Raw genomic sequence first — 23818 nt, forward strand, 5'->3', positions numbered from 1 at the left:
ATGCTTTTTCCAGAAACGCTTGTCAACTCTTAAACGCAACTGAAATCATCATATAATCCATCATCTTCATTTGATAGTGAATGGTCTTTAGGGATGAAACCTCGTAGGATAAGGGTAACGAAAGTACATCTTGTATACGAAGGGATGAGCGAATTGACAAAACAAGCTGAAGTTAAGGTATGGGAAGAAATGATTGAAATTCCTACGTATGAAGTAGGTGAGCCGGATAAAAATCCGATGTTCCTGGAAAAACGCGTCTACCAAGGCAGTTCGGGCCGTGTCTATCCTCATCCGGTTATTGACAAAATCTATGATGATAAGGTTATGAAGCCCTATCAAATGGTGTACTTGGAAAACGAATACGTACAAATTCAGATGATGCCTCAAATCGGCGGACGAATTTATAGAGCGATCGATAAGACGAATAACTATGATTTTGTCTATCATAATCAAGTGATCAAGCCTGCATTAGTCGGTCTGATTGGACCATGGATCTCAGGCGGTATTGAATTTAACTGGCCGCAGCATCACCGTCCGAATACGTATGGACCTGTTGAGTGCAGCATTGAAGCAAATGAGGATGGCAGTAAAACGGTATGGGTAGGCGAGATTGACCGGATGTACGGTACGAAAGTAACAACAGGCTTCACGCTGTATCCTGGCAAAGCTTACTTGGAGGTCCATGCGCAAATGTACAACCGCACATCGGAGCCTCAGACGTTCTTATGGTGGGCGAATCCGGCATTGGCTGCCAATGATCATAGTCAATCGGTATTTCCTCCCGATGTGCATGCCGTATTCGATCATGGGAAACGTGATGTATCCAAATTTCCAATTGCAACCGGAACGTACTACAAGATGGATTATTCAGAAGGCGTTGATATTTCCAAATACACCAATATTCCCGTACCGACATCCTATATGGCTTATCAGTCAGATTATAACTTTATTGGCGGCTATGATCATAAAGTCCAGGCAGGGCTGCTGCATATTGCGAATAAACATGTCTCGCCAGGCAAGAAGCAATGGACATGGGGACATGGAGAATTTGGTCAAGCTTGGGATCGTAATCTAACAGATGAAGATGGTCCTTACATTGAGCTAATGACCGGTGTCTACACAGACAACCAACCAGACTTCACATGGCTTCAACCGTATGAAGAGAAGAGCTTTAAGCAATATTTTATGCCATACAAACAAGTCGGCATGGTGAAAAACGCTTCTATTGATGCGGCTGTGAATCTGGAAGTGACCGGTCAACAAGCGACCGTACATGTCTATGCAACTTCGGTATTCGAGGATGCGCATGTCATTCTCAAAAGTGCTCGTCGAACGTACTTGGACAAGACACTTAAGCTTTCACCCGTGGATACGTTCTCGACAGAAATGGAGATCGATAAGAATGATCGGGAAGAAGATTTAATCCTTGTCGTCTTAACTGCAAGCGGCAGAGAACTGATCTCCTATCAGCCGAAACCAAAGGGAATCGAGCAAACGCCAGCTCCGGCGAAAGCGATCGGCGCACCGGAAGAATTGAAGAATACAGAGGCTTTATATTTGGCAGGTCTTCACTTAGAGCAGTATCGTCATGCAACGTATGAGCCTGATGCTTATTATTTGGAAGGATTAAAACGTGATCCAGAAGATATTCGCCTGAATAACGCATACGGATTATTGCTGCTGCGCAGAGGGTTGCTGGAAGAGAGTGAAGCGTACTTTAGAAAAGCGATTGAGACGTTGACTCGCCATAATGCAAGACCCTATGACAGTGAGCCGTTCTACAACTTAGGCAAAACATTGAAATGGCAAGGCCGCTTGGAGGAAGCGTTCACGACATTCTACAAGGCAGTCTGGTCCGCTGCATGGCAAGCAACCGGGTATTATGCTCTGGCGCAAATTGCTAGTGAGAAGCAGCAATATGAAGAAGCGCTTGAACTGATTGACCGTTCTTTTACGATGCAGCAACGCAATTACAAAGCTCGTAATCTGAAGAGCGTTATTCTGAGAAAACTCAATCGTGTGGCTGAAGCAAAGCAGCTAACAGATGAGACAATTCGTCTAGATCCGATGGAATTCGGTTCAAGAAATGAGTTGATCTACATCTATGAGCAATCCGGCAATCAAGAGCAAGCTGATCAAGCGAAGCAAACATTAGTGAAGCTGATGCGAGACGACGCGCATAACTATATTGCGCTTGCACAGGATTATGCGGATGCTGGGCAATATGCAGAGGCGCTGGATGTATTAGGCCGCATTGCTGAACGTACAAGCGGCAACGTGTATCCGATGGTTCGTTACTATCAAGGGTACTTTAACATGAAGTGTAACGATCCCGCTGCATGTGATGCCTATTATGGCCTTGCGGAGGAAGCGAATCCTGCTTATTGCTTCCCCAACTCGATTCAGGATTATGTCGTATTGAAGCATGTGACAGCCTTGCGCGAGAATGATTCAAAGGCACCGTTCTATATGGGCAACTTGTTGTTTGATAAGAAGCGACATGATGAAGCTGTATCCTGCTGGGAGAAATCCGCAGCGTTGAATGATACATTTGCAACCGTACACCGTAACCTGGCTTTGGCGTATTTCAATAAAAAGCATAACCCAGATGCAGCGCTTACTGCCTTAGAGAAAGCATTTGCTCTAAATACATCCGACGCTCGAGTGTTTTACGAGCTGGATCAGTTATATAAGAAGCTTAATTATTCATCGGAGAAACGATTGGCCCAATTGGAGCAATACAAGGAATTAGTGATCATCCGTGATGATTTGTACCTGGAGTATATTACCTTGCACAACGCCTTGAGCCGTCATGAGGAAGCGATTGCGTTGATTATGAATCGCAACTTCCACCCGTGGGAAGGCGGCGAAGGCAAAGTGCCGACACAATACGTATTAGCGCGGGTAGAGTGGGCTAAGAAGCTGCTAGAAGCAGGCCAGGCGAAGGAAGCGATAGAGCAATTACTCGCAGCGAAGCAGTACCCGTTGAATGTGAATGAGGGGAAATTAGAAGGGGCCCAAGAGAATAACATCCATTATTACTTAGGTCTCTCTCATCAACAGCTTGGAGAAGAGGAGCAAGCTATGCAGTATTTTGCTGCAGCTTCCCAAGGGCTGGATGAACCGACAAGCGCGATGTACTATAATGACCAGCCGCCGCACATGATTTTCTATCAAGGTGTTGCTTTACGTCAATTGGGTCATGAGAAAGCGGCTCGCAGCCGATTCAACAAGCTAGTGGACTATGGAGAACAACATATCTTCATCAATCAAAAGATTGATTATTTCGCAGTATCTTTGCCAGACTTCCTGGTATTTGATGAGGATCTGAATAAGAGGAATCATATCCATTGTTACTACATGATGGGGCTAGGTCATTTAGGTCTTGGAAACCAAGTAGAAGCGGTGAAGAACTTTAAGCTGGCACTTGAACTCGAGCCGAACCATCAAGGTGCTGCTATCCATATGGAGCTTGCGCTTCAGGGCGTATCATAAATGAATTTATGCTCAAGAACGCTGTTAACCGCGTTCTTGAGTGATTTTAACTATAATCGAAAATATTCAAAGCTGCCTCTACATACGGTCGTTCCTCAAAAATGGCCTCTATAGAGGTTTTCTCACCACATAAGAATTTATAAGTTTCGGGGTGACGAAACATAAAATTCTTATTGGCGATAAAACCTACCTCTACTCGCGGTCGCTCATCTTCGAAAGGCCTCGATAGAGGTTTTCTCATATTTATCAGAGGAGAAAGGGGAAAGCGACCATGTTGCAGTGGAAGCAACAACAGATGGATGACCAGGTGGTATGGACAGGTACGAACTCGATCATCGAACTCACGATTGCTGCGAATCTGGGGAGCAAAGTCATTTCATTGAAAAATTTGAAGACCGGGAGAGAATGGTTATCGAGAACGGATAACCGGCTTGGCAACAATGGGTATGCGAGTTCATTCGCAGATAGTGACGGCAGCGGCTGGGATGAGATGTTCCCCACGATTAATGTATGCCGTTATCCGGAATTTCCTTGGCAGGAGGTACAATTGCCTGATCATGGAGAGGTGTGGTCGATTCCTTGGCATGTCATCGCACATGAAGGAAAACTCAGTTGCGAGGTATATGGGGTGAGGATGCCGTATCATCTGAAGAAAACCTATTCATTCACGAAAGAACAGCGATTACGGATTGATTATTCTGTTCAGAATCTTAGCCCATTTCCCTTCTCTTTCTTATGGGCAGCCCATCCGCTGTTTCAAGTTGAAGAAGGTATGGAAATGATAGTGCCCCACGAAATGAATACAATTGTTGTCTCCTATTCCCAAGATGGTCGGTTGGGCCAGAGGGGAGACCTCCAGAAGTGGCCAATTCCCTATGCTGATCAAGAACAGATGCGATTGAACGTGGTGGTAGCGGCCGCGGCTCGCACGGCAGAGAAGTATTATTTTCTAGGTGAGCTACCCGAAGGGAAGGCCTCCCTCTTCGACCCGGTTACAGGAGAACAATTAACGATGCTATTCCCAAAGGATAAGGTTCCTTACCTGTCCATCTGGACGAATGCCGGCGGATATCAGGGACAGTATCATGTGGCGATCGAGCCGGCTACCGGCTTTCTGGACGATCTATCTTATGCAATGGAGCACAAGTCTGTTGCCGCTGTGGAAGCACACGGTACTTATGAATGGTTCTTAGAAATCGAGTTAACGAATCAAAGTATAGATAATAAGGAGGGTGCACTATGAGTAAATATAAACTATGGTATAGACAACCCGCCTCCAAATGGTCAGAGGGACTTCCTCTTGGAAATGGAAGAATAGGTGCTGTCATTTATGGGGGTGCAGATTCAGAGACATGGAGCATGACTGAAGTAACCTACTGGTCGGGAAAATCGGAAGTAACAGATACCCCGTCTAAGGGGAAGGCTGACCTTGAAGAGATGAGAAAGCATTTTTTTGCAGGAGACTATCCAACAGGAGATAGACTTGCCAAACAAGTGTTGCAGCCGCAAAAAGTGAATTTTGGATCCAACCTGCCCCTATGTGATGTAAAGTTTCATTTCGAAACCGTTGTTGATTCCGATAGCTTCATTCGCGAGCTGGATCTGGATGAGGCTATTTCACATACATCCTACATGGTGAATGGCCATACCATCCGACGTGAAGTCTTCGCTACACATGCGGATGATCTCGTTGCTTCCCGTTTATGGGGGGATATTCCGGGTTCGGTTTCCTTCACGCTGGGTATCGAGGGGCGTACAGAAACCTTCCAAACCGAGACATTGAACAACGACACCCTAACATTCAGAGGCCAGGCTACGGAGCAAGTACACAGTGATGGTACATGCGGCGTATGGAGTGAAGGTCTTATGAAGGTGGCGGTGTCCGGCGGTACTCTCCACAGTGAAGCGGGTAAGCTGGTTGTATCGGGAGCCGATGAAGCCTGGGTGTATTTTGCAGTAAATACGGATTACCGAAGAGAAGATGGTTGGGAAGAGGATGCCAAGCGCCAAGTAGAAGGAGCGCTTGCCAAGGGATATTCGCAGCTTAGAGAGGATCATATATTGGACTATAGTAGACTTTTTGCACGAGTTGATCTGGATTTAGGTACGTCCGCACCATCCGCTCTGCCTACGAATGAAAGGATACAGTTGTTTAAAAAGGGGCAAGTCGATGATCCTGAACTGTTTGCATTATTTTTTCAATATGGCAGATATTTGACGATTGCAGGCTCGCGAGTGGACTCTCCATTGCCGTTGAACTTACAGGGAATATGGAATGATGGTGAAGCTTGCCGTATGGGGTGGAGCTGTGATTATCATTTGGATGTGAATACGGAAATGAATTATTATCCGACCGAAATAGCCAATTTGAGCGAGTGTCATTTGCCATTAATGCGTTACATTAGGGAGCTTTCGCATGCAGGACGTTCTACTGCGCGTGACTTCTATGGCAGCGAGGGCTGGGTAGCGCATGTATTCTCGAATGCATGGGGATTCACAGCGCCAGGCTGGGACACGTCCTGGGGACTTAATGTGACTGGCGGGCTATGGATTGCTACACATCTGATGGAGCATTACGACTATACGCTAGATCGTACATTTTTGGAAGGGCAAGCTTACCCGGTGTTAAAAGAGGCAGCTGCTTTCTTCCTGGATTATATGACGATTCATCCGTCCTGCGGCTGGTTGGTTACAGGGCCATCAACTTCGCCTGAAAATCATTTCTATCCAAGTCATAAGAGTCAGGGCGCTCAGCAATTATCGATGGGATCTACCCTGGATCAAGTGCTGGTTCGTGATTTGTTTACCTTTTGTTTGCGATCGGCACAATTATTAGACAGAGATGTGGAGCTGCAGAAGCAGTTAACGGATGCCATAGCGATTTTGCCTCCATTACAAATAGGCAAGAAGGGTCAGCTGCAAGAGTGGTTGGAGGATTATGAGGAAGCACAGCCAGAGCACAGGCATTTGTCGCATTTGTTCGCATTATACCCTAGTAATCAAATCACTCCACAAGGGACGCCGGAATTAAGCGCTGCCTCAAGAGTTACGTTAGAGAACAGAATGCTTCAAGATGAACTGGAGGATATTGAATTTACAGCCGCTCTATTTGGTCTTAATTTTGCCAGATTGCATGACGGGGATCGTGCGCACAAGCATATTGGACATTTAATCGGTGAATTATGTTTTGATAATTTATTCACTTACTCCAAACCTGGAATCGCAGGTGCGGAGACGAACATCTTTGTTATTGATGGCAACTATGGCGGGACTGCGGCGATCGCAGAGATGTTGCTGCAGAGTCATAATGGAGAAATTCATTTATTGCCTGCACTGCCAGAGGCTTGGTCGAGGGGGTCCATCAAGGGATTGCGAGCGAAAGGCAATATGGAAGTGGATATGTCTTGGGAGAATCGCCAATTGGTAGAAGCGACTATTTATTCGCATACCAAAGGCAGTATATTCGTACGTTTTGGGAAGGATAGGATATTTGTCGATCTGGAAGCGGGTGGTACGTATCGCTTCAATAACCAATTGGATATGGTCTAGAGATTTAAGTGAAAAGTGAAATTAACTCTTGACCCTGACATTAATGTCAGGGTTTATAATGAAATCGAATCAATCATTCAGGAGGCGTTGAAGCTTGAAAATTGGAGAAATTGCAGCCCGTACAGGGGTCAGCATCCGTTCGCTGCGTTATTACGACCAGTTAGGATTGCTCACGCCGATTCGGCGCGAGAATGGCTACCGAGAATATTCACCGCTTGCGGAAGAGCAAGTGCGGACAATACAGTTGTACCTCAATCTCGGATTGTCGACGGAGCAAATCGCCGGTTTTCTGCACTGCGTCTTGAAAAATAAAGAAGCATTCTGCCAAGAAGTGCTCCCGATTTACCGCCAAAAACTCACGGAGATCGAGGCACAAATACATCTGCTGCAAAACATCAAGTTGAATCTGGAGGAACGCATAAGTTCGATTTTAGATGAACGGCAAACTAGTGAAGCGGAGGAATGAAAATGAGCTTACAAACCATCAACTCAACGAATTTTCGGAGCGCGATTAGCCAGAATGAAGTGACGTTTGTCGATTTCGGTGCGAAATGGTGCCCGCCCTGCAAAGTGCTGCTTCCAATTCTGGAAGAGTTGGAACGTGAGGAAAGGAGTCGCCTGTCGATCTTGCAAGTAGATTGCGATGAATCACCAGAGATTGCGACTGAATACGGCGTCATGTCCATGCCGACCGTTATCGTGTTTCATAACGGTGAACCGGTAGATAAATTTATTGGACTCAGGCCCAAGGGAGTGTATCAAGCAGCACTTGAGCGGTATGTGTAACACGTAAAGAATTGTACTTACTTTGTCTATCAAGCATCGCGTTGTTCAGTTTGTGGTGGTGGGACGACAATGCATAAAATCATGAAAGGAGACGGATCTGGGCGAAAAAAAGGGAGTGCCAGGCACTCCCTTTTTGCTGATATTGTTTTCTCATTAAAAGAAATCTTCGCGTATTTTCAATAAGGCGAACGAATGAAATGCTTATTTTCGGAGCGAGGCATTATATCGGTGAGTGTATACAAACCATGTAATGCTTGCTGTTAATAATGCCGACGAAATCAAAGCTGTAAGAACACTATATGTTTGCCAAATAAGTATCGCTGACCAATCTAATGCAAAGCATATTATACACTGGGCAATCGTAGCAATCAGCAAAATAGCTGTTACGATTATTCGCTTTTTTGTCATTGGCTGCCGCTCATTCGTTTTCCTTCTGCGTAATCCTAAGAGAAAGAACAGAACAGCCAATAGGCAAAGAATAATTGTGGTAGACGACAAAATGATGTCCAAAAGCTGTGTGCTGCTTATTCCATATGACTGCGTCAGATTGCCGTCTAATATATCTTTAACTTTTAGTACCATGCTTCTATTGATATTTGCGCCGTTGGTCAGCAAGCAGATGGCTGTTCGTTCATTTAGCAGTATGACCATTTCGGTTCCGAAATTGGGATTGCCCCCTGGGTGCTCTATAATCGTTTGGTTGGCGTTTACCGACCAGCCCGCCGCATAATACATTTCGTTGACAGCCGGAACAGACCTATCACCCTGATGTGATTTTTCGATAACCGTATGGAATATTTCGGGTATGTCCTGCACAATACCCATCTGTATGCCCATCCAACGCGCCATATCTTTTGTACTAGAAATGATGTAGGCTGCGGGTTTATTCCCGGAATAATCCGGCGCGTTATATGGAGTTGTCATGAAAAAGGAAGAACGGTAGCCCTGTGCCAACTGTCCGGTGGCTTGAGCATCTTCTTTATAAACATACGTCTGGTGAAGACTAAGCGGCTGAAATATCTGTTCCCTCATAAAGTCTTCATAGCTTTGTCCCGACACAATCTCCATAACCAGACCTAATACGTCATAATTAACAGTTCCGTAATGATACTGCTCACCAGGATAGAACGACAATTCAGAATCTACAAGCATTTCTACGGTTTTTTGCAACATATCCGGTGTATTGCCTTGTGGAATGTTTTGACTGTGACGGCCATTTGTTAAGCCGCTAGTATGGTATAAAAAGTTATGGAGTGTCATACTTTGCATATCAACGTGCTTCCCCTGATACTTTAACGTAAACCAAGGCAAATATTTCTGAATAGAGTCTGACATTGACAGCAGTCCTTGTTCTTCCATCAGCAGAATACCCATGCCGGTAAAGGCTTTACTTACCGAAGCCAGCTCATATAGCGTATTTTCACTTGCCGACAGTCCCTTTTCGCGATCTGCGTACCCGGAAGAAAAGTAGAGCACTTCATTGTTCGCAAGTATTGAGATTGATATTCCGGGTACACCTGATATACGGCTTGCATCATCCAACAATGTTTGTATTGAATCAGATTGCGAATCTGATAATGCATACCTTGGTGTTGCGAATCCAGTGAACAGTATAAGGAATGCAATCATAAAGACAATAATTTTTTTCATAGTCTCTCCATTCCATGAAGCTTATTATTGCAAATCTTATTGTATGTGAAGAATCATACGCTATAAAAAATTTGATTGCTACCATAATCTTCTACTTACTACGAACTATCCTGAATCTTCTCATCAAAGGTTAGTTCGATCTCTTTGCGATGCACTTATTTACTGCTACAGTCAGATAGAAACACTGCATTTAGTCAAACTTGAATAGCTCAGAAGATTCCAATTGTGTTGATGTTGACTGGACGAGTTTTTTTAATAGGAGTTAAGTTCGCTTTATAGAGGGGACGTTTTTTTATATGAGGGGGATTCTCCGATTCAGTTCTCGTACTATCTTGCTTTATCTGGATACAACGCAGGTTCATGTCAGTAAGAATCCGCTAAAGTTACAAGGGGAGTGGGCGTTCTACTGGCAAGAGCTGCTATCGCCTGAAGGCATACAGATTCGTTCGAAATTATGGGTTAATGGTGAGCTGTTGGCAGAAGTTGGTGTAGTTGGTCAGGACAAGAGTGGCATGACCCCGCATCTGGCAACGAAGCTGGTGTTCTTTCAGCCTGAGAATGACAGGGTGGAGCTGGTTATGCAAGTAGCCAACTCCATCATAAGCGAGGCGGCATCACCAAGTATATCGAGTTGGGGCGGCAATGATGTGTTAGCGGTCAAGACCAATCTGAGAATCGCCGCTGAAATGTTCATAACCGCAAGCTTGCTGGTGATTGGCGTGTATCATCTGCTGTTATTCGGGTTTCGACGCAAAGACAGGGCTGTACACGGTGTTGTTCGGTATCCGATCCTTGCCGTGTACATCTGGTAACTAGCAGATCGAGAATATGGAACTAGAGATCTTGAAATAATGGCGGAATTGATTGATAAGCCACGTTTGAGCAGCTTTTACCTCAGTTGTTTTTCGGGAGCAAATAATTGTACAATTGAATCCAAGATGTTGCTTGCAAAAATCTCATTATGAAGGAGATAATACCTATGAACTTAAGAATGGAACAACTGGAACGTAGGCTGGTCGAACAACATCATAAGGATTTGTTCCTGCAAACGAAACATACTTTGGCTGCGATTGATGTCCTTGCTGATGAACACCGTCGTTTTCAGTCCATGCAAGCGATCAGCGGCGTGAAAATTGTAGGCTCAGAAGAGGCATTATTTTATGAGACACTGACACAAGTCAAGGAAACGATCGTTGCAACACTTGAAAAAACGCTTGATGATCTCGAGCATAAAGGTGACAAGCACTACCATAATAACTTCAAGGACGGCGTGGAATAATCGTCACTGCTGTCTATTTCATCAATGGATTGATCAGGCTCCTGCTGTTGGCAGGGGTCTTATTTGTATACACTCGGAATGCCAGCGTACACGAAAAATTCATTGTAGAGCTGTTTATGGATGTGTATGGAGCAGTCTTAACAGAAGCTTAACTGTCTTATCCACATGGCAGATGGAATTAAGATTAAGTTTAATAGCACGTAAGACTGGAATGCTAGAATGACGGTAGGAGAGGAGAAACCGTACAGGCTGGCAATGAATCATGAACATTCGTAATCATTCAAAATAAGAGACAGAAGGATGTGTATGACATGAAAAAACGAATCATATGGACACTCGCAGCAGCTTTAGCTCTGACCCCGCTTATTCCTACAGGAGCAATGGCCTCCAGCAGTACAGCTTCGGTTTCTGTAAAGACACTAGAGCAGTTCGCTTCCGAGAAAGCAGCGCTTCTAACTGAACAATATGGGATACCCAGCGTGCAGTATGCCTTGATCGACAATGGAGTGATCAAAGTATCGGGACAATCAGGATTTAACGATATAGAAGGAAGATTCCCTTTAACGAAGGAAACCATTTATGGTATTGGCTCAACGAGCAAAGTGTTTACTGCGGCAGCAGTCATGAAATTAGTGGATGAAGGCAAGATCAATCTAGATACTCCGGTTGTACAATATATTACGGATTTCAAGATGGAAGATGATCGATATAAACAGATTACCCCTCGTATGTTGTTGAATCATTCATCAGGTTTTCTTGGTTCGAGTTTAAGTAATGCATTTCTATTCAATGATCCAGATACATACGTACATGATACGCTGCTTGAGCAATTGTCTACACAGAAATTAAAGGCAGAGCCTGGAGCTTTCTCGGTTTATAGCAACGATGGATTCACGCTGGCGGAGATACTTGTTGAGAGAGTCAGCAATAAGACATTCACGGCATTCATTCATGACAATTTTGCTGCACCTTTGGGTATGAAACATACCATGACGCCACAAAATAAAGTAGAATCAAGCCAATTTGCTGGACTTTACTCTTACGCATACGAAGGTCAGCTCCCAATTGAAACGACCAATGCGATTGGAACAGGCGGAATTTATTCTACTGCGGAGGATTTGGTCCGATTCTCGCAACTCTTTACGGGGCAGAGACCAGATGTACTTTCTGTTGAATCAGCAAAGGCCATGGAGCAAGAAGAGTATAAAAGGGGATTATGGCCCAAAGATGCGGATAGTTCGATTGACTACGGACTTGGCTGGGACAGCGTACGATTATTCCCGTTTAACGACTATGGTATGAAAGCCCTTGTCAAAGGAGGAGACACACAGATGTATCATTCCTCCCTTATCGTGCTTCCAGAACAGAACATGGCTGCAGCAGTCATTACCTCAGGCGGGAGCTCGTCTATTAATCAACTGCTGGCGAGTGAGCTGCTCCTTCAGGCGATGGAAGAGAAGGGCGCCATTAAAGAGATTAAACCGGAAAAATCATTCGGCAAGCCGGTTAAGGCTGATATGCCCCAAGATATTGAGAAGTACGAGGGTGATTACACTACTCAAGGCGATCAGTGGAATGCAGCTATCGAAGACGGGGAACTTGTTTTAACAGGATTGACTGCCCCGGAACAGCAATTGATGTACACCACGGATGGAACCTTTGTCGATGAGGATGGCAGTACAAAGGTTAGTTTTGTAAAGGAGAGCAACGGACGTACTTATTTGTGGATGAGCCAGTATATTTCGGTTCCTGGATTAGGCCAGCTTGCTTTTTCCGAATACAAGGCGGAGAAATTGGAAGGTGCAGCACTGAATAAAGAAACAGCAGATACGTGGGCAGCAAGAGAAGGCAAGTCCTTCTATTCCATTAGCGAGAAATTCAGTGCCATCGCCTATATGAGCTTGATTCGTCCAACGATACAGACAAGCGGTGGTTATTTCAATGATTTGAAGATTACAGGTCCCCATACAGCTGAGAGCCAGCACCACATTCCTGGCATGGCAGGACGAGATACACTGAGTATTCTCTTCTATGAAAAAGACGGTATAGAGTACTTGAAGGCGGCTGGAGCCTTGTATATGAGCGAGGACGGAGTAAAGCCGCTCTATACAGGCAAATCGTCGAAAGCTACGGTACAAGCTGATGGTTATGCTAGATGGTTCAGCATTCCAGAAACAGTGGCTGGCAAGAAAATGGTAGTCACGATGCCAGCTATAGGTGCTTTTATGGTCTACGATGAAATGGGAGCACTGGTGAATAATACGGTCATTAGCGGTAAGAACGAAGTCGTGCTGCCTGCGAATGGATATATCGTATTTGCTGGAAATGCCGGATCTTCCTTTGGTATTACGCTAGTGAAATAGAGAGTAAATAAAACTTAGACTAGATTCCAAATTGGCCAGCTATTATAGCTGGCTTTTTTGCTAGATCTTTGTTTCTTGCTATAAAGAGACTTGTCTATTCCAAATTACCATTTTCCACTGTCTGAACATGAAGAGCTTCTAGCCATTAGTCGCAGCGCAACCGGCTTTCTATACCGAGGCTTTAGATTTGAACAATCAGATCGCTTATCTGTTTGAGAGAAACGGGGAGGATATTTTAAGCAAAAGGAAGAATTTTTATTATGATGAATGCAGAAAAGAGGTTTTATTATGGAACATTTGTCACAGTATACTTACGTCCAATCTATTGCTAAAGCTACCATAAGCGAATTACAGGAGATCATTAAAGAGGGCATAACGGAAAAGGAAATCGTGATTAGAGCCGAAGAGATCATGAGAAATAAGGGAATTCAAAGTTTTTGGTATCACGGTATAGGGGCATTTGTTCACGTTGGCAAGAGAACAATCATTTCTGAGTCGGGTAAGGAATATAAGCCTTCAGATACATTTGTCGGCAGAAATGATATCGTGACCATCGATCTTAGTCCAGAGATTAACACCTATTGGGGAGACTATGCACGAACACTAATCGTGATCGATGGAAATGTTATTGCCGAAGACGCACTCGCAAATACCCAAAATGAATCTGCAGTAGAATTCTCACATGGAATTAACGCCGAAAAGGAACTCCATAAAAAATTTATTGATTTTGTAAGACCTGACCTGACTTTTGAAGAAGTTTACTTACATATGAATGAGGTTATACAACAACTTGGTTACATGAATCTTGATTTTGCTGGGAACTTGGGGCACACAATCGAATTCAATAAAGATCAAAGAAGATATTTTGAGTCAGGGAATAAGATGAAGCTTAGTGAAGGATCACTGTTTACATTTGAGCCACATATAAAGTGCAGCTATGGAGAGTATGGCTTTAAACGGGAGAATATTTATTACTTCCGTAATGGAGAATTACTTGTTTTATAGCTTGTCGGGCTAAGGACTACGGTAAAAGTTTTAAATGCAGTAATTTTCATATATAATAACTTAATATTGAAGTATTATTATGTTGGCAACGGGCCAGAAGTCGAGCTTTTGTATTGTGACGCTCCGCTCATCCATAAAGCTTCAAATGACTAAACTAAAATTGAGGGAAGCGAATGAATTTTTTGCGGGAGTTTTTTGCCAATAGTATAGTAAGAAGAATCCTGTTCCTCTTACTGGTCGTTTTGTTGCTGTACAGCTTGAGAGATATGCTCAATTTGATGTTGCTGCTGTTTCTTGTTACCTTCGTCATGGGACGCCTAGAGGGCTTTATTACGAAGAAAATATCTAAGCTGTTCCCCATATCGCCCATTGTCGTTAATACGGTATTGTACGCTGTATTAATATTTGGGCTCGTATATGGAATTATCAATTATATTCCGAAGCTCATTAGTCAAATTTCCGAATTATATGTATCCATGATCAAATTCCTGGACACACCTCAGTCGGATGAATTTGCTGAGTTTGTCTCCTCCACGCTTAACAAACTGGAATTAGAGCAATACGGGGGCTATGCGTTAAATTATATTGTGAAACTCGGCAAATGGGCAGAGGTTATCGTTTTTGTTATCGTATTGAGCTACTTCTACTTAATCCAGAAGCATACCGTCAATCATTTTACGGAAAAGTTGAGCAAAAGCAAAATTAGTTGGGCTTACAATGAGTTTAAATACTTTGGCCAAAAATTCACCTCTTCTTTCGGTAAAGTGATTGAGGTTCAACTGATGATTGCCGTATTCAACACGATTCTAACGATTGCCGGGTTGTGGATTATGGGCTACCCATACTTGTTCGCTCTCATGATTACGGTATTTTTACTGAGCCTTGTGCCGGTAGTCGGTGTTATGATCTCCTTCATTCCGATCAGTATTATCGGTTACCAGATAGGCGGTATCACAACTGTCATTTGGGCGACTATTATGATTTTGCTTATCCATGCAGTGGAGACATACTTCTTAAATCCTAGGTTGTACGCTCACAAAACAAAGCTGCCGATGTTCTACACCTTTATTATTCTTATTTTCTCCCAGCATTTCATGGGGATCTGGGGACTTATTATTGGGATTCCGATTTTTATGTTCCTGCTTGATATTTTTGAAGTGGATCAAAGCAACAGTAAAGGTTCAGAAAAAGAAGCGGCACAGCTATCAGGAGAGAACTCAAGCTCCAAATAAAATATGGAACAGGCCTGCTCTCCAATAGGGAGCAGGTTTTCTATAATTGTCGAACTCACTTATTAATGAATAGACTAATAGTTGAGGTGTACTGGGGGATACAACAACCGAGCGGGTAAAATCCTGCTTTTTTTTGACCATAAGTTTGATTAGGGGCGGCTAAAGACAGTCGTCCTTTGTTGTACTGCCACCCACATTGGGAACGCTAGTGACATAGATACAGTGAGAAGTTCAGAGTCTATATAAGAGAGTGAACCAATAATATGAAATATGTCTTAATTTAGGATTTAATGTAAAACTAATGGGAGGTTAGCACCATATATAAATTTCCAATAATATGTAATAATTACATGTGAAAGGAAGGGCCGTCCTTTGATCAAGATCTCCCTTCTGATCAAATAATTACTTTTATTTCATATATTTGATATAATTGAGGTGGTGAAAATGCGGAAAATTTATTGGAGGAATGAATATGAAGCCGTCTGTCAAATACATCTTGTCTGCTTGTGCTGTTGTTCTAGTTGCAGTGACTGTTCTAATCGCGCAACGCTATTATTTTCAGGAGAAGCTTTCTGATTACACAGTAGTTAATGATCGTATTATGCTCACCAAGGAATTTAACGTTGAGTCCAATACAGCAGATCAAAACTCATCGGTAGAAGGAACAATCTTTGTATGGGGCGATAAGGGATTAGCTGAGCGTATGCGCATTGTTGCATCTTTTGAGATTGATCCACTAGATTTCGGAGGAATGTCTGTTTACATTCCAAAGAAATGGTATATTTCCAACATTCTAAGCAGTCAACCCGAGAATCAACAGACATCATTGCAGCCTTATGTTTCCGAAGGAGATAAAAGCCTGGGTGATGAATGGAGAAATATCGTTGTGGTTGGTGAAAATTTATTAGGAACACCCTCCGGTGGAGGAACTGGAACGATAATGATTGATTTGGTTTCTGATCAAAAAGATATTGTGCCATCGGAAGCTTTCAACGTTATGGTTACGATAGGCTCCGATACGAAAGAAGGCGTGAGGTCAGTAGGCGTAGACTGGATTAAAATTCCAATCCGTGTGAACGCTGAGAGCTAGGTTAAAACACATAGAAGGAGTTTGAAAAATGAAAATAGAATCATTTAAAAAATTTCCGTCCATGCGCAAATCTATTAGTATATTGCTTATTTTAACTATGGTAACATCACTATTCGCTGGTAGTGCCTACGCGAATGACACGCCTGTCAGCCACCTGGAGAATAATGGATCTGTTTTATGGCCTTATACGGGTTCAACGGGTAAAGATAAAATCGCTGCTGCTCAATCCATTGGATATTTCGGCTCATCTTGGCTTCCTGGAGTTAATCAGTGGTCATTCGTTTTCAGGCTCGCAGGTACAGGCTCCAGCAGAACTTCCACAGACACTACGTCTAATAGGATACAAATAGCGAGAATGGAAGTCAGAAATACAGAAAATCCATCCAAAATGTCGCTGAATGATTATTCACACACCGCAGCTATAGGCTCCGCTCCTGAAACAACAGGAACTAACCCCGGTTATACCACCTGGGCATGGGCAGTTGTTAATTATGCTTCCCTTCACCTTAAACTCATATCTTCTTATGTTTATACTACAGCAACTTTACTAGCGTCTCTTAGACCAGTGGTTGATAGCAACACCACTACTGCTTCATCCATGACTCGCCAATGGAACTGGACATCTAATATTTCTGACACCGGTCAATTTTTTTGGTTTAATGCGAATGTCCCTGCGAATGTAGCATCGACCAAATTTTCTACTGAATATTTTCTTCTAGGAACGGGATATGAATTGGTATCATCGGGGAAATGTATTTATACTCTTACAACAGGAGCAGCAGGTAGTGCTTCTAAAAATGCAGCAACATTGGACAAAGACTGGAACCCGGGAATGATGAGTCCTGAGGAGAAAACGAAATATGGAATCATAGAAATACCAAGAGATGAAATAGATAAACGAGCAAGTGAGCTCAATATTGCTCCATTTGTTGTTGAGAGTTTAAAAGAATCGAACGAGGAAGTATTCTATCATGCAACCAAATTTCCAGTAACGGTATCTTATATTCCTGAGCCCGAAAATCTGTCCCTCAAAGAAAGTTTAATTCAGGATATCGAAGGAAAACTGGAAAGAAGTGAAATCATCAGTGATGCATACTTGAGATATGACGAAAAGACAGCAGAAGAACAAAAAATGATCGAAAAACATGAAAATCAAATCAACATTTTGCGAGACATTCTAGAAAGTGCGAATCAGGCAGATGAGAAAAACCTTATAGAACTCAATGAAATCCGATCATCATTATCAAGCTTGAAGTAATCAAATTTTTAAAAAGGGAAATCAGGTTTTTCCTTAAAGGAGTGCACACCGAAATAGCCGTTGTTCTGTTGCTTCGTGCAACAAAACAACGGCTTTTTTGTTTTGTTGTTGCGATTGGCAGGGACCTGTCCATTCCAAATGACCATTCTCGCATAAGATATATGGAACAAATCGAGGTGATGGGGGAAGGGGCGAGGATTATGGCCAAAAGAGTTGAAAACCAAGTCTATTCGAATCGGGTCGCGAGGTCTGAGTTTGATGAGAACTGGAAAACTAAGGTGAGTAAGAGCGGCTATGTCATCTACACCGCAACCAGCAATCATGCCAAAGTAACGGCTCTGCTTACCACCGGGGCAAGTAAATTGCTCATCTTCAAAAAAGGCGGTACCGTACTAGTTGGCTCTGGAGGAACTAGCCATTATAGTAAACCGCATATTGCCAAGGACATTTAAGCAGCACTAAGAGATTCACTTACTATGCTGATTTCCTTCTGAAAAAAGTCTACGCAGTTATATTGCATAGACTTTTTTTGATTGATTTTAAAGCTAGCTTGAACTCCGCTCAACGTCCTATTGAAATTGAAGCCGCGACGGACGATATATATAACATCCTTTTTTCTGGAAATAAAGTCCTGTATGTGGAGGAAAGATAATGAACGAAGAAGCAACTACAGTCGGATGGGACGCCATTGAACAAGCGATGTCCAAGCTCTACGGAGATCAGGAGCCAAAGCATTACGGCACGCTAATTTCTTACATGCTGGGAGGTCCAGATCCGCTTGACGGTCTAAGCGCATACAAGGCGGAGCATCCCTTGCCGCATTGGCATATTGTGACGTTTGGGTTTTCAGAGCTGTACGACAAGGAATCAGATGATGCCGAGCACAGCGGTTACGGATTTGAGCTGACCTTTCGGCTGGTACGGGAGGACACAGAGGAGGAGCCTCCAGCCTGGGCGCTCAACCTGCTGCAAAATATGGCCAGATATGTGTTCAACAGTGGCAATATCTTTCGGTCGGGCGATTACTTGGATGCCAACGGTCCGATCTGTGAGGGGGCAGATACACAGCTGACGGCGCTGGCTTTTATCGCGGACTCTGAGCTTCCCGAAGCAGACACGCCGAACGGACGGGTACAGTTTTTGCAAATGGTAGGTATCACGGGCAGCGAGCTTGAAGCGATGCAGACTTGGAATACGCTGGGCCTGCTGAGAGCTTGTGAGGAGCTTATGCCGGGTTATATCACGGATCTAGCACGTGATTCTTTCATGCAGATATCTGAGATAGCCGAAGCGGTGCAGAGAGGGATTGAACGGGATGGGTCCAACACGGGCTTTTTATATGTGGATCAATTGGATTGGGAATCGGCCAAGAAGCGTCTATTTGGCAAAACGCCGGCCGTGCTTAGTCTAGGGGCCAAGCAAGCCGAAGTTGTAGGAAAGATGCTTTCAGGACGTATTATGAAAGGGAAATCGCTCCGGTTGTCAGGCCCTGATATTCAGATCGTCTTGGAGCCTGGAGAGGCCGTGGGCTACGAGGAAGGCGAGGATGAGGTTCGCGTCCGACTCGACGAGGCGAGTGCCGCCGAATTATCCCGTAAGCTTCAGCCCAAGGAAGGCGTGCTGGCATTGTCCTCCTTCAAAGGGCTGAACGTGCAAATTGTGAAAACCTACATTAGAGATCAAGACGGCCAAATCGTATCCGCGATTGGCTAGAGGAAAGTGTTATGCAGTAACCTTCACAGAGAAGTAGACCTCCAGCGAAATGAAGAGTCTTTGAGCCGCCTGTTTAGCGGAACGAAGACTCTTTTGTCATTTTCTGGACCCGCAAGGATGATCGCGAGAAGAGCTGTTTGTAAACAGATTGGAATATCGACAGGTTAGTATGGTATGATAAAATAACATTGTTATTTTTTGAATGGAGCTGCGAACTATGAGCAAGAAAGCCGAACAGACGGAAAAAAAGCTGCTGCAATGCGCAAAAGACGAGTTTCTGGAAAAAGGCTTCTTGGGGGCGAATATGCGGTCCATAGCCCAAAGGGCCGGAATGACGACAGGCGCCATTTATCGTTATTACGAGGATAAAAACGCGATGTTCGAAGCCATAACGAAGCCCGTGCTGGATGAATTCAATGTTGTGATCCAGCACACCTCAAGCGTTCAATCCGAGTTATTGGACCACAACGAGCTGGAGTCGAGAATGCCTGTTGCATCGCGTATGCTGCTGGGATTCGTCGAATATATGTACCGATGGTTTGATGAATTCAATATGCTGGTGAACGGCTCGGCAGGTTCGTCCTTGGAGAATTTCGCGGATAAATGGATCGAAGCCGACATTGAAGCAACGCGGCTTTATATGGACAAACTCGTGGCTATGGGACAGCTGCGAAATTATCCTTCTATGCGTGTTATCGCTATTTTTGTCAAACAGGGCTATTGGGGCATATTGGAAGCCGTTGCGTCCAGGATGACCTACGAGGAAGCGATGGACTATATGCGCTATCTTATTCCCTTTATGCAAGCGGGCTGGAAAACCTTGCTGGAAGAAGGGGGAGGAACAGCCCAGAATGAAAGGGAATTGCGCCAATGAGCAAAAACCGAAGGGAGAATACAACATGAGCACCTTTGCAATAGGGCATGTATTAATTAAAACCAACCGCTTAAAGCAAACCGCAAGCCGTTATGAAGAACTGGGTTTTACGGTAACTTATCGAGTGTCGCCCGAGAAAGCTCACAATGCGTTTATTTATTTTCGGGACGGCTCTTTTCTTGAATTGTTTAATCCAAAGCCGATGAATGTGGCCGACAAGCTGATTCTCGCGCTGCTTAAGCTTCTTCGACCTATTAATCCGGCTATGATTAAGCGATATATGCACTACATCGCAAGCAAGGAAGGGATTACGGACTATGCCATGGATAGCGTACCCGTTGAACAGGCAGAGGCTAATCTCGAAGGAATGAAGCAAGCCGGTGCGCGTGTGGGCAATAAAATCAAGTTAAGCAAAAAGCTGCCCGATGGCATCAAGCAAACGTGGTGGATTGCGGTGTTCGAAGAATATACGATGCCCTTTTTGATGAGCGCCTACCATCCTCCGATTGCTTGCCTCGAGCATGAGCTTGATCATCGCAATGGTGTTCTGGGCATCGACTGTCTAGTGATCGATGTGCCGGATCTTGAGGCATGGATATTGAAATATGAACCGCTTGGGCCCAGGGTCAATTACTCCCAACAAGGAAAACAATGCGAGCTGATATTTGAAAAACAACATAAAATCATACTTCGCAAGTCAGATGAATACCGATTGGCGGAAATTCATTTGCTAACGTCGGCTTCGCTTGACGAAGACTTGGCCATTCAACCTCACGAGAGCCATGGAGCGACCCTTGTCCTAAAGCAACAGCCATCATGTAAACTTACTTAAGCAGTCCATACATTTGATTCAAAGAAGAGTGCTGTCGAGAGCGGCAAAGCGCTCTTCTTTTTTCGTACGGTGAGAAATTTACCAGGGAATTTGATCGTGTTATGGCTACAACAACCGGGTTAAAATAGCTAAGATGTGATACTATGTCTCTACGACTAGTTGTAGTTGAAGCGTCAATGCTAATCGCGTTGTATCTATAGTGAGAGGATTTGAGCACGTAGTGAATAATAATTTTTGGCGTGATTTACCTCGCCCGTTTTTTATACTAGCACCAATGGAAGATGTGACGGATGTTGTTTTTCGTCATGTCGTAAGTAAAGCAGGCAGACCCGATGTGTTTTTTACAGAGTTTACAAACACGGAGAGCTATTGTCATCCTGTGGGGACTTATGGCGTACGGGGACGTTTAACGTTCACTGAGGATGAACAACCGATGGTTGCCCATATTTGGGGGGATAAGCCTGAATATTTTAAGGAAATGAGTATGGGAATGGCTAAGCTTGGCTTCAAAGGTGTGGATCTCAATATGGGATGTCCCGTACACAATGTTGCAACGAAAGGTAAGGGAAGCGGCCTTATTCTGCATCCAGAGCTTGCGGCAGATATTATTCAAGCAGCAAAAGCGGGAGGATTACCGGTTAGTGTGAAAACGAGGCTTGGCTACAACGATATAGAGGAATGGCAGGATTGGCTAACCCATATTTTGAAACAAGATATTGCCAACCTCTCTATTCATCTCCGTACAAGAAAGGAAATGAGCCTGGTAGATGCCCATTGGGAACTGATTCCGGCAATTAAGCAGCTTCGTGATCGTATAGCACCAGATACTCTGTTGACCATCAATGGAGATATTCCTGATCGGCAAAAGGGCCTGGAGCTTGCTGAGCAATATGGTGTGGATGGGATCATGATTGGGAGAGGTATCTTCCATAATCCTTTTGCCTTTGAAAAAGAGCCGAGAGAACATAGCAGTGACGAATTGCTGGATCTGTTAAGATTGCATCTTGATCTTCATGATCAATATGCAACAGAATTAACGCTACGTCCATTTAAAACACTTTTAAGATTTTTTAAGATCTATGTCAAAGGATTTCGAGGGGCAAGTGAACTGCGAAATCAATTGATGAGCACGAAGTCAACGGATGAAGTGCGTGAGCTTCTTCATACCTTTGAAAAGAATGTGGATGCTGTGATTGAAGAGAATAGTCATGAGGATAGGAATAGTTAACTATAGGTACGCTTCCAATAAAGTGAGATACCTAGACCAGGAGATAAACAGATGACCATAATCGACAAATTAGCAACGTCACTCAACCGCAAAGACGAAGGTCCTAACCAGGAACTGGCGCGAGATATTGCCGAAAGAGAAGATTGCGAAGCTGTGAAAGAGCTTATTGCTAACTTATCTAACAAAGACAAGAACATTCAAAGCGATTGTATGAAAGTTCTCTATGAGATTGGGTATCTTAAGCCGGCTTTGATCGCTGAATACAGCAAAGAGTTCTTAACCTTGCTTGATCATAGGAACAATCGATTGGTTTGGGGAGCTATGACAGCGCTAGACGCGATAACTCTGGAAAATCCGGAAGTCATCTATGCATCGCTTGAAAAAATTGTTGACAGTACGGACAAAGGATCAGTCATCACCAAGGATCACGGAGTAAATATCCTGATTAAACTTTGTTCTGTGGAACCCTATGCGAATCATGCATTCACCTTACTCATCGAACAGCTTAAGAGATGTCCCACAAATCAACTTCCCATGTATGCGGAGAATGCCGTTTCCATCGTCAACGATCAAAACAAAACCCTTTTCATTAAGACGCTTTTCTCACGACTCGGCGATATTGAAAAAGAAACAAAACGAAAACGAGTGGAGAAAGTGATAAAGAAATGCAGTTGATTAAATCGAACCGGAGCTAGCATACTCACAAATAAGAAGAAGTGCACCCCTTAGAATACACATTGGAACCTCCAATGAAATTCTAGGGGGTGTATTTTTGTGACGAGCCACATAAATAATAGTTGCAATACCATCCTATATCGCATATATTGAAATTAGTTGCAATAACATCCTATTTGAGGTGGTGAAGTTTTGAACGAAAATTGGCGGCAACATGACAAAGGCGGAGGGGAATCGCATGGTCCATATATCTCGGCCATATACCGTCACATGCAAGTATTGATCTCGGCGGAATTGGCACCATTCCGAATCGGAAGCGGGCAGTATATTTTTCTGATGGCTGTTGCGTTTCGGCAGCCCGTCACACAGAAAGAGCTAAGCGAGACGCTGCTCATCGACAAGACGACGACCGCCAAGGCGATTGCGAAGCTGGAAGCGGAAGGGTATGTGCGGAGAGAAGCCAATCCCGCCGACAATCGCTATCAGCTGCTTTATTTGACCGATGCAGGGCAGGATGTCGTGCCGAAGGTTCAAGAAGCGCTAGCCCGTGTGAAGAACAAGACACGGAAGGGCATCGGCGACGAGGAGTATGACCAGTTGCTGTGCATGCTGAAAACCGTGCTTCGCAATTTGACCGAGAAGGAAGAGACAGAAGGATGACAGGAAGTGGAGGAGCGACTCTCGCGGAAGTGCTGTTGACGTGGAACGGTGTAACGAAGCACCCGCATCATATGTCCCCGATTCGAATTGGGTATCCGTTTATTTGAACTTCGAGCAGGCTGCTAACGC

Annotated in this window: 20 protein-coding genes; 19 read left to right on the forward strand and 1 reads right to left on the reverse strand. The window is 44.0% G+C overall.

What is annotated here, in order from left to right:
• Nucleotides 1–144: 144 nt before the first annotated feature.
• The 5 genes from AC0YNW_RS11195 to trxA all read left to right on the forward strand — a co-directional run bounded on the left by AC0YNW_RS11195 (nt 145) and on the right by trxA (nt 7830).
• The gene (locus AC0YNW_RS11195; RefSeq protein ID WP_475832011.1) at nt 145–3495 is read left to right on the forward strand and encodes a tetratricopeptide repeat protein; all 3351 of its coding nucleotides are present in this window, start codon (nt 145–147) and stop codon (nt 3493–3495) included.
• Nucleotides 3496–3766: 271 nt separating this feature from the next.
• Nucleotides 3767–4738, forward strand: a complete 972-nt coding sequence (locus AC0YNW_RS11200; RefSeq protein ID WP_475832012.1) for an aldose epimerase family protein — start codon at nt 3767–3769, stop codon at nt 4736–4738.
• Complete coding sequence (locus AC0YNW_RS11205; RefSeq protein ID WP_475832013.1) at nt 4735–7044, forward strand: glycoside hydrolase family 95 protein; 2310 nt, start codon at nt 4735–4737, stop codon at nt 7042–7044. The genes AC0YNW_RS11200 and AC0YNW_RS11205 overlap by 4 nt, the downstream gene beginning before the upstream one ends.
• A 94-nt stretch (nt 7045–7138) precedes the next feature.
• Nucleotides 7139–7510, forward strand: a complete 372-nt coding sequence (locus AC0YNW_RS11210; protein WP_475832014.1) for a MerR family DNA-binding transcriptional regulator — start codon at nt 7139–7141, stop codon at nt 7508–7510.
• 2 nt (nt 7511–7512) lie between these two features.
• Complete coding sequence (gene trxA / locus AC0YNW_RS11215; RefSeq protein ID WP_475832015.1) at nt 7513–7830, forward strand: thioredoxin; 318 nt, start codon at nt 7513–7515, stop codon at nt 7828–7830.
• A 201-nt stretch (nt 7831–8031) separates the two neighbouring features.
• Here the strand turns inward: trxA and AC0YNW_RS11220 are convergent, their stop codons facing one another.
• A complete protein-coding gene (locus tag AC0YNW_RS11220; RefSeq protein WP_475832016.1) occupies nt 8032–9480 on the reverse strand; it encodes a serine hydrolase domain-containing protein in 1449 nt (482 codons plus the stop codon).
• A 296-nt stretch (nt 9481–9776) separates the two neighbouring features.
• Between AC0YNW_RS11220 and AC0YNW_RS11225 the strand changes: the two genes are divergently transcribed.
• The 14 genes from AC0YNW_RS11225 to AC0YNW_RS11290 all read left to right on the forward strand — a co-directional run bounded on the left by AC0YNW_RS11225 (nt 9777) and on the right by AC0YNW_RS11290 (nt 23689).
• Nucleotides 9777–10292 (forward strand): hypothetical protein, encoded by a 516-nt coding sequence (locus tag AC0YNW_RS11225; protein WP_475832017.1) that lies wholly within the window; start codon nt 9777–9779, stop codon nt 10290–10292.
• 167 nt (nt 10293–10459) lie between these two features.
• Complete coding sequence (locus AC0YNW_RS11230; RefSeq protein ID WP_387469439.1) at nt 10460–10759, forward strand: hypothetical protein; 300 nt, start codon at nt 10460–10462, stop codon at nt 10757–10759.
• Between the two features lie 311 nt (nt 10760–11070).
• On the forward strand, nt 11071–13122 hold the full coding sequence (locus tag AC0YNW_RS11235; RefSeq protein WP_475832018.1) for a serine hydrolase domain-containing protein: 2052 nt from the start codon (nt 11071–11073) through the stop codon (nt 13120–13122).
• 288 nt (nt 13123–13410) lie between these two features.
• Nucleotides 13411–14127 (forward strand): M24 family metallopeptidase, encoded by a 717-nt coding sequence (locus tag AC0YNW_RS11240; RefSeq protein ID WP_475832019.1) that lies wholly within the window; start codon nt 13411–13413, stop codon nt 14125–14127.
• Nucleotides 14128–14300: 173 nt separating this feature from the next.
• A complete protein-coding gene (locus AC0YNW_RS11245; protein ID WP_475832020.1) occupies nt 14301–15359 on the forward strand; it encodes an AI-2E family transporter in 1059 nt (352 codons plus the stop codon).
• A gap of 472 nt (nt 15360–15831) precedes the next feature.
• Nucleotides 15832–16449, forward strand: a complete 618-nt coding sequence (locus AC0YNW_RS11250) for a hypothetical protein (protein WP_475832021.1) — start codon at nt 15832–15834, stop codon at nt 16447–16449.
• A 28-nt stretch (nt 16450–16477) separates the two neighbouring features.
• Nucleotides 16478–17707: a hypothetical protein gene (locus AC0YNW_RS11255; RefSeq protein WP_475832022.1), complete on the forward strand. Its 1230-nt coding sequence runs from the start codon at nt 16478–16480 to the stop codon at nt 17705–17707.
• A 200-nt stretch (nt 17708–17907) separates the two neighbouring features.
• Nucleotides 17908–18159 carry a hypothetical protein gene (locus tag AC0YNW_RS11260; protein WP_387469432.1) on the forward strand — a complete coding sequence of 84 codons (252 nt, stop codon included), beginning with the start codon at nt 17908–17910 and terminating at the stop codon, nt 18157–18159.
• A gap of 199 nt (nt 18160–18358) precedes the next feature.
• Nucleotides 18359–19420: a suppressor of fused domain protein gene (locus AC0YNW_RS11265; protein WP_475832023.1), complete on the forward strand. Its 1062-nt coding sequence runs from the start codon at nt 18359–18361 to the stop codon at nt 19418–19420.
• Nucleotides 19421–19637: 217 nt separating this feature from the next.
• Nucleotides 19638–20294 carry a TetR/AcrR family transcriptional regulator gene (locus tag AC0YNW_RS11270; protein ID WP_475832024.1) on the forward strand — a complete coding sequence of 219 codons (657 nt, stop codon included), beginning with the start codon at nt 19638–19640 and terminating at the stop codon, nt 20292–20294.
• Complete coding sequence (locus tag AC0YNW_RS11275) at nt 20272–21126, forward strand: VOC family protein (protein WP_475832025.1); 855 nt, start codon at nt 20272–20274, stop codon at nt 21124–21126. Before AC0YNW_RS11270 ends, AC0YNW_RS11275 begins: the two co-directional genes overlap by 23 nt.
• A gap of 274 nt (nt 21127–21400) precedes the next feature.
• Nucleotides 21401–22354, forward strand: coding sequence for a tRNA dihydrouridine synthase (locus AC0YNW_RS11280; RefSeq protein WP_475832208.1), 954 nt, complete (start codon nt 21401–21403; stop codon nt 22352–22354).
• Between the two features lie 51 nt (nt 22355–22405).
• Nucleotides 22406–23029 carry a hypothetical protein gene (locus AC0YNW_RS11285; RefSeq protein WP_475832026.1) on the forward strand — a complete coding sequence of 208 codons (624 nt, stop codon included), beginning with the start codon at nt 22406–22408 and terminating at the stop codon, nt 23027–23029.
• Between the two features lie 192 nt (nt 23030–23221).
• Nucleotides 23222–23689: a MarR family winged helix-turn-helix transcriptional regulator gene (locus AC0YNW_RS11290; protein WP_475832027.1), complete on the forward strand. Its 468-nt coding sequence runs from the start codon at nt 23222–23224 to the stop codon at nt 23687–23689.
• The last annotated feature ends 129 nt before the right edge of the window (nt 23690–23818 follow it).

The sequence above is a fragment of the Paenibacillus sp. J31R120 genome, from assembly GCF_056269225.1.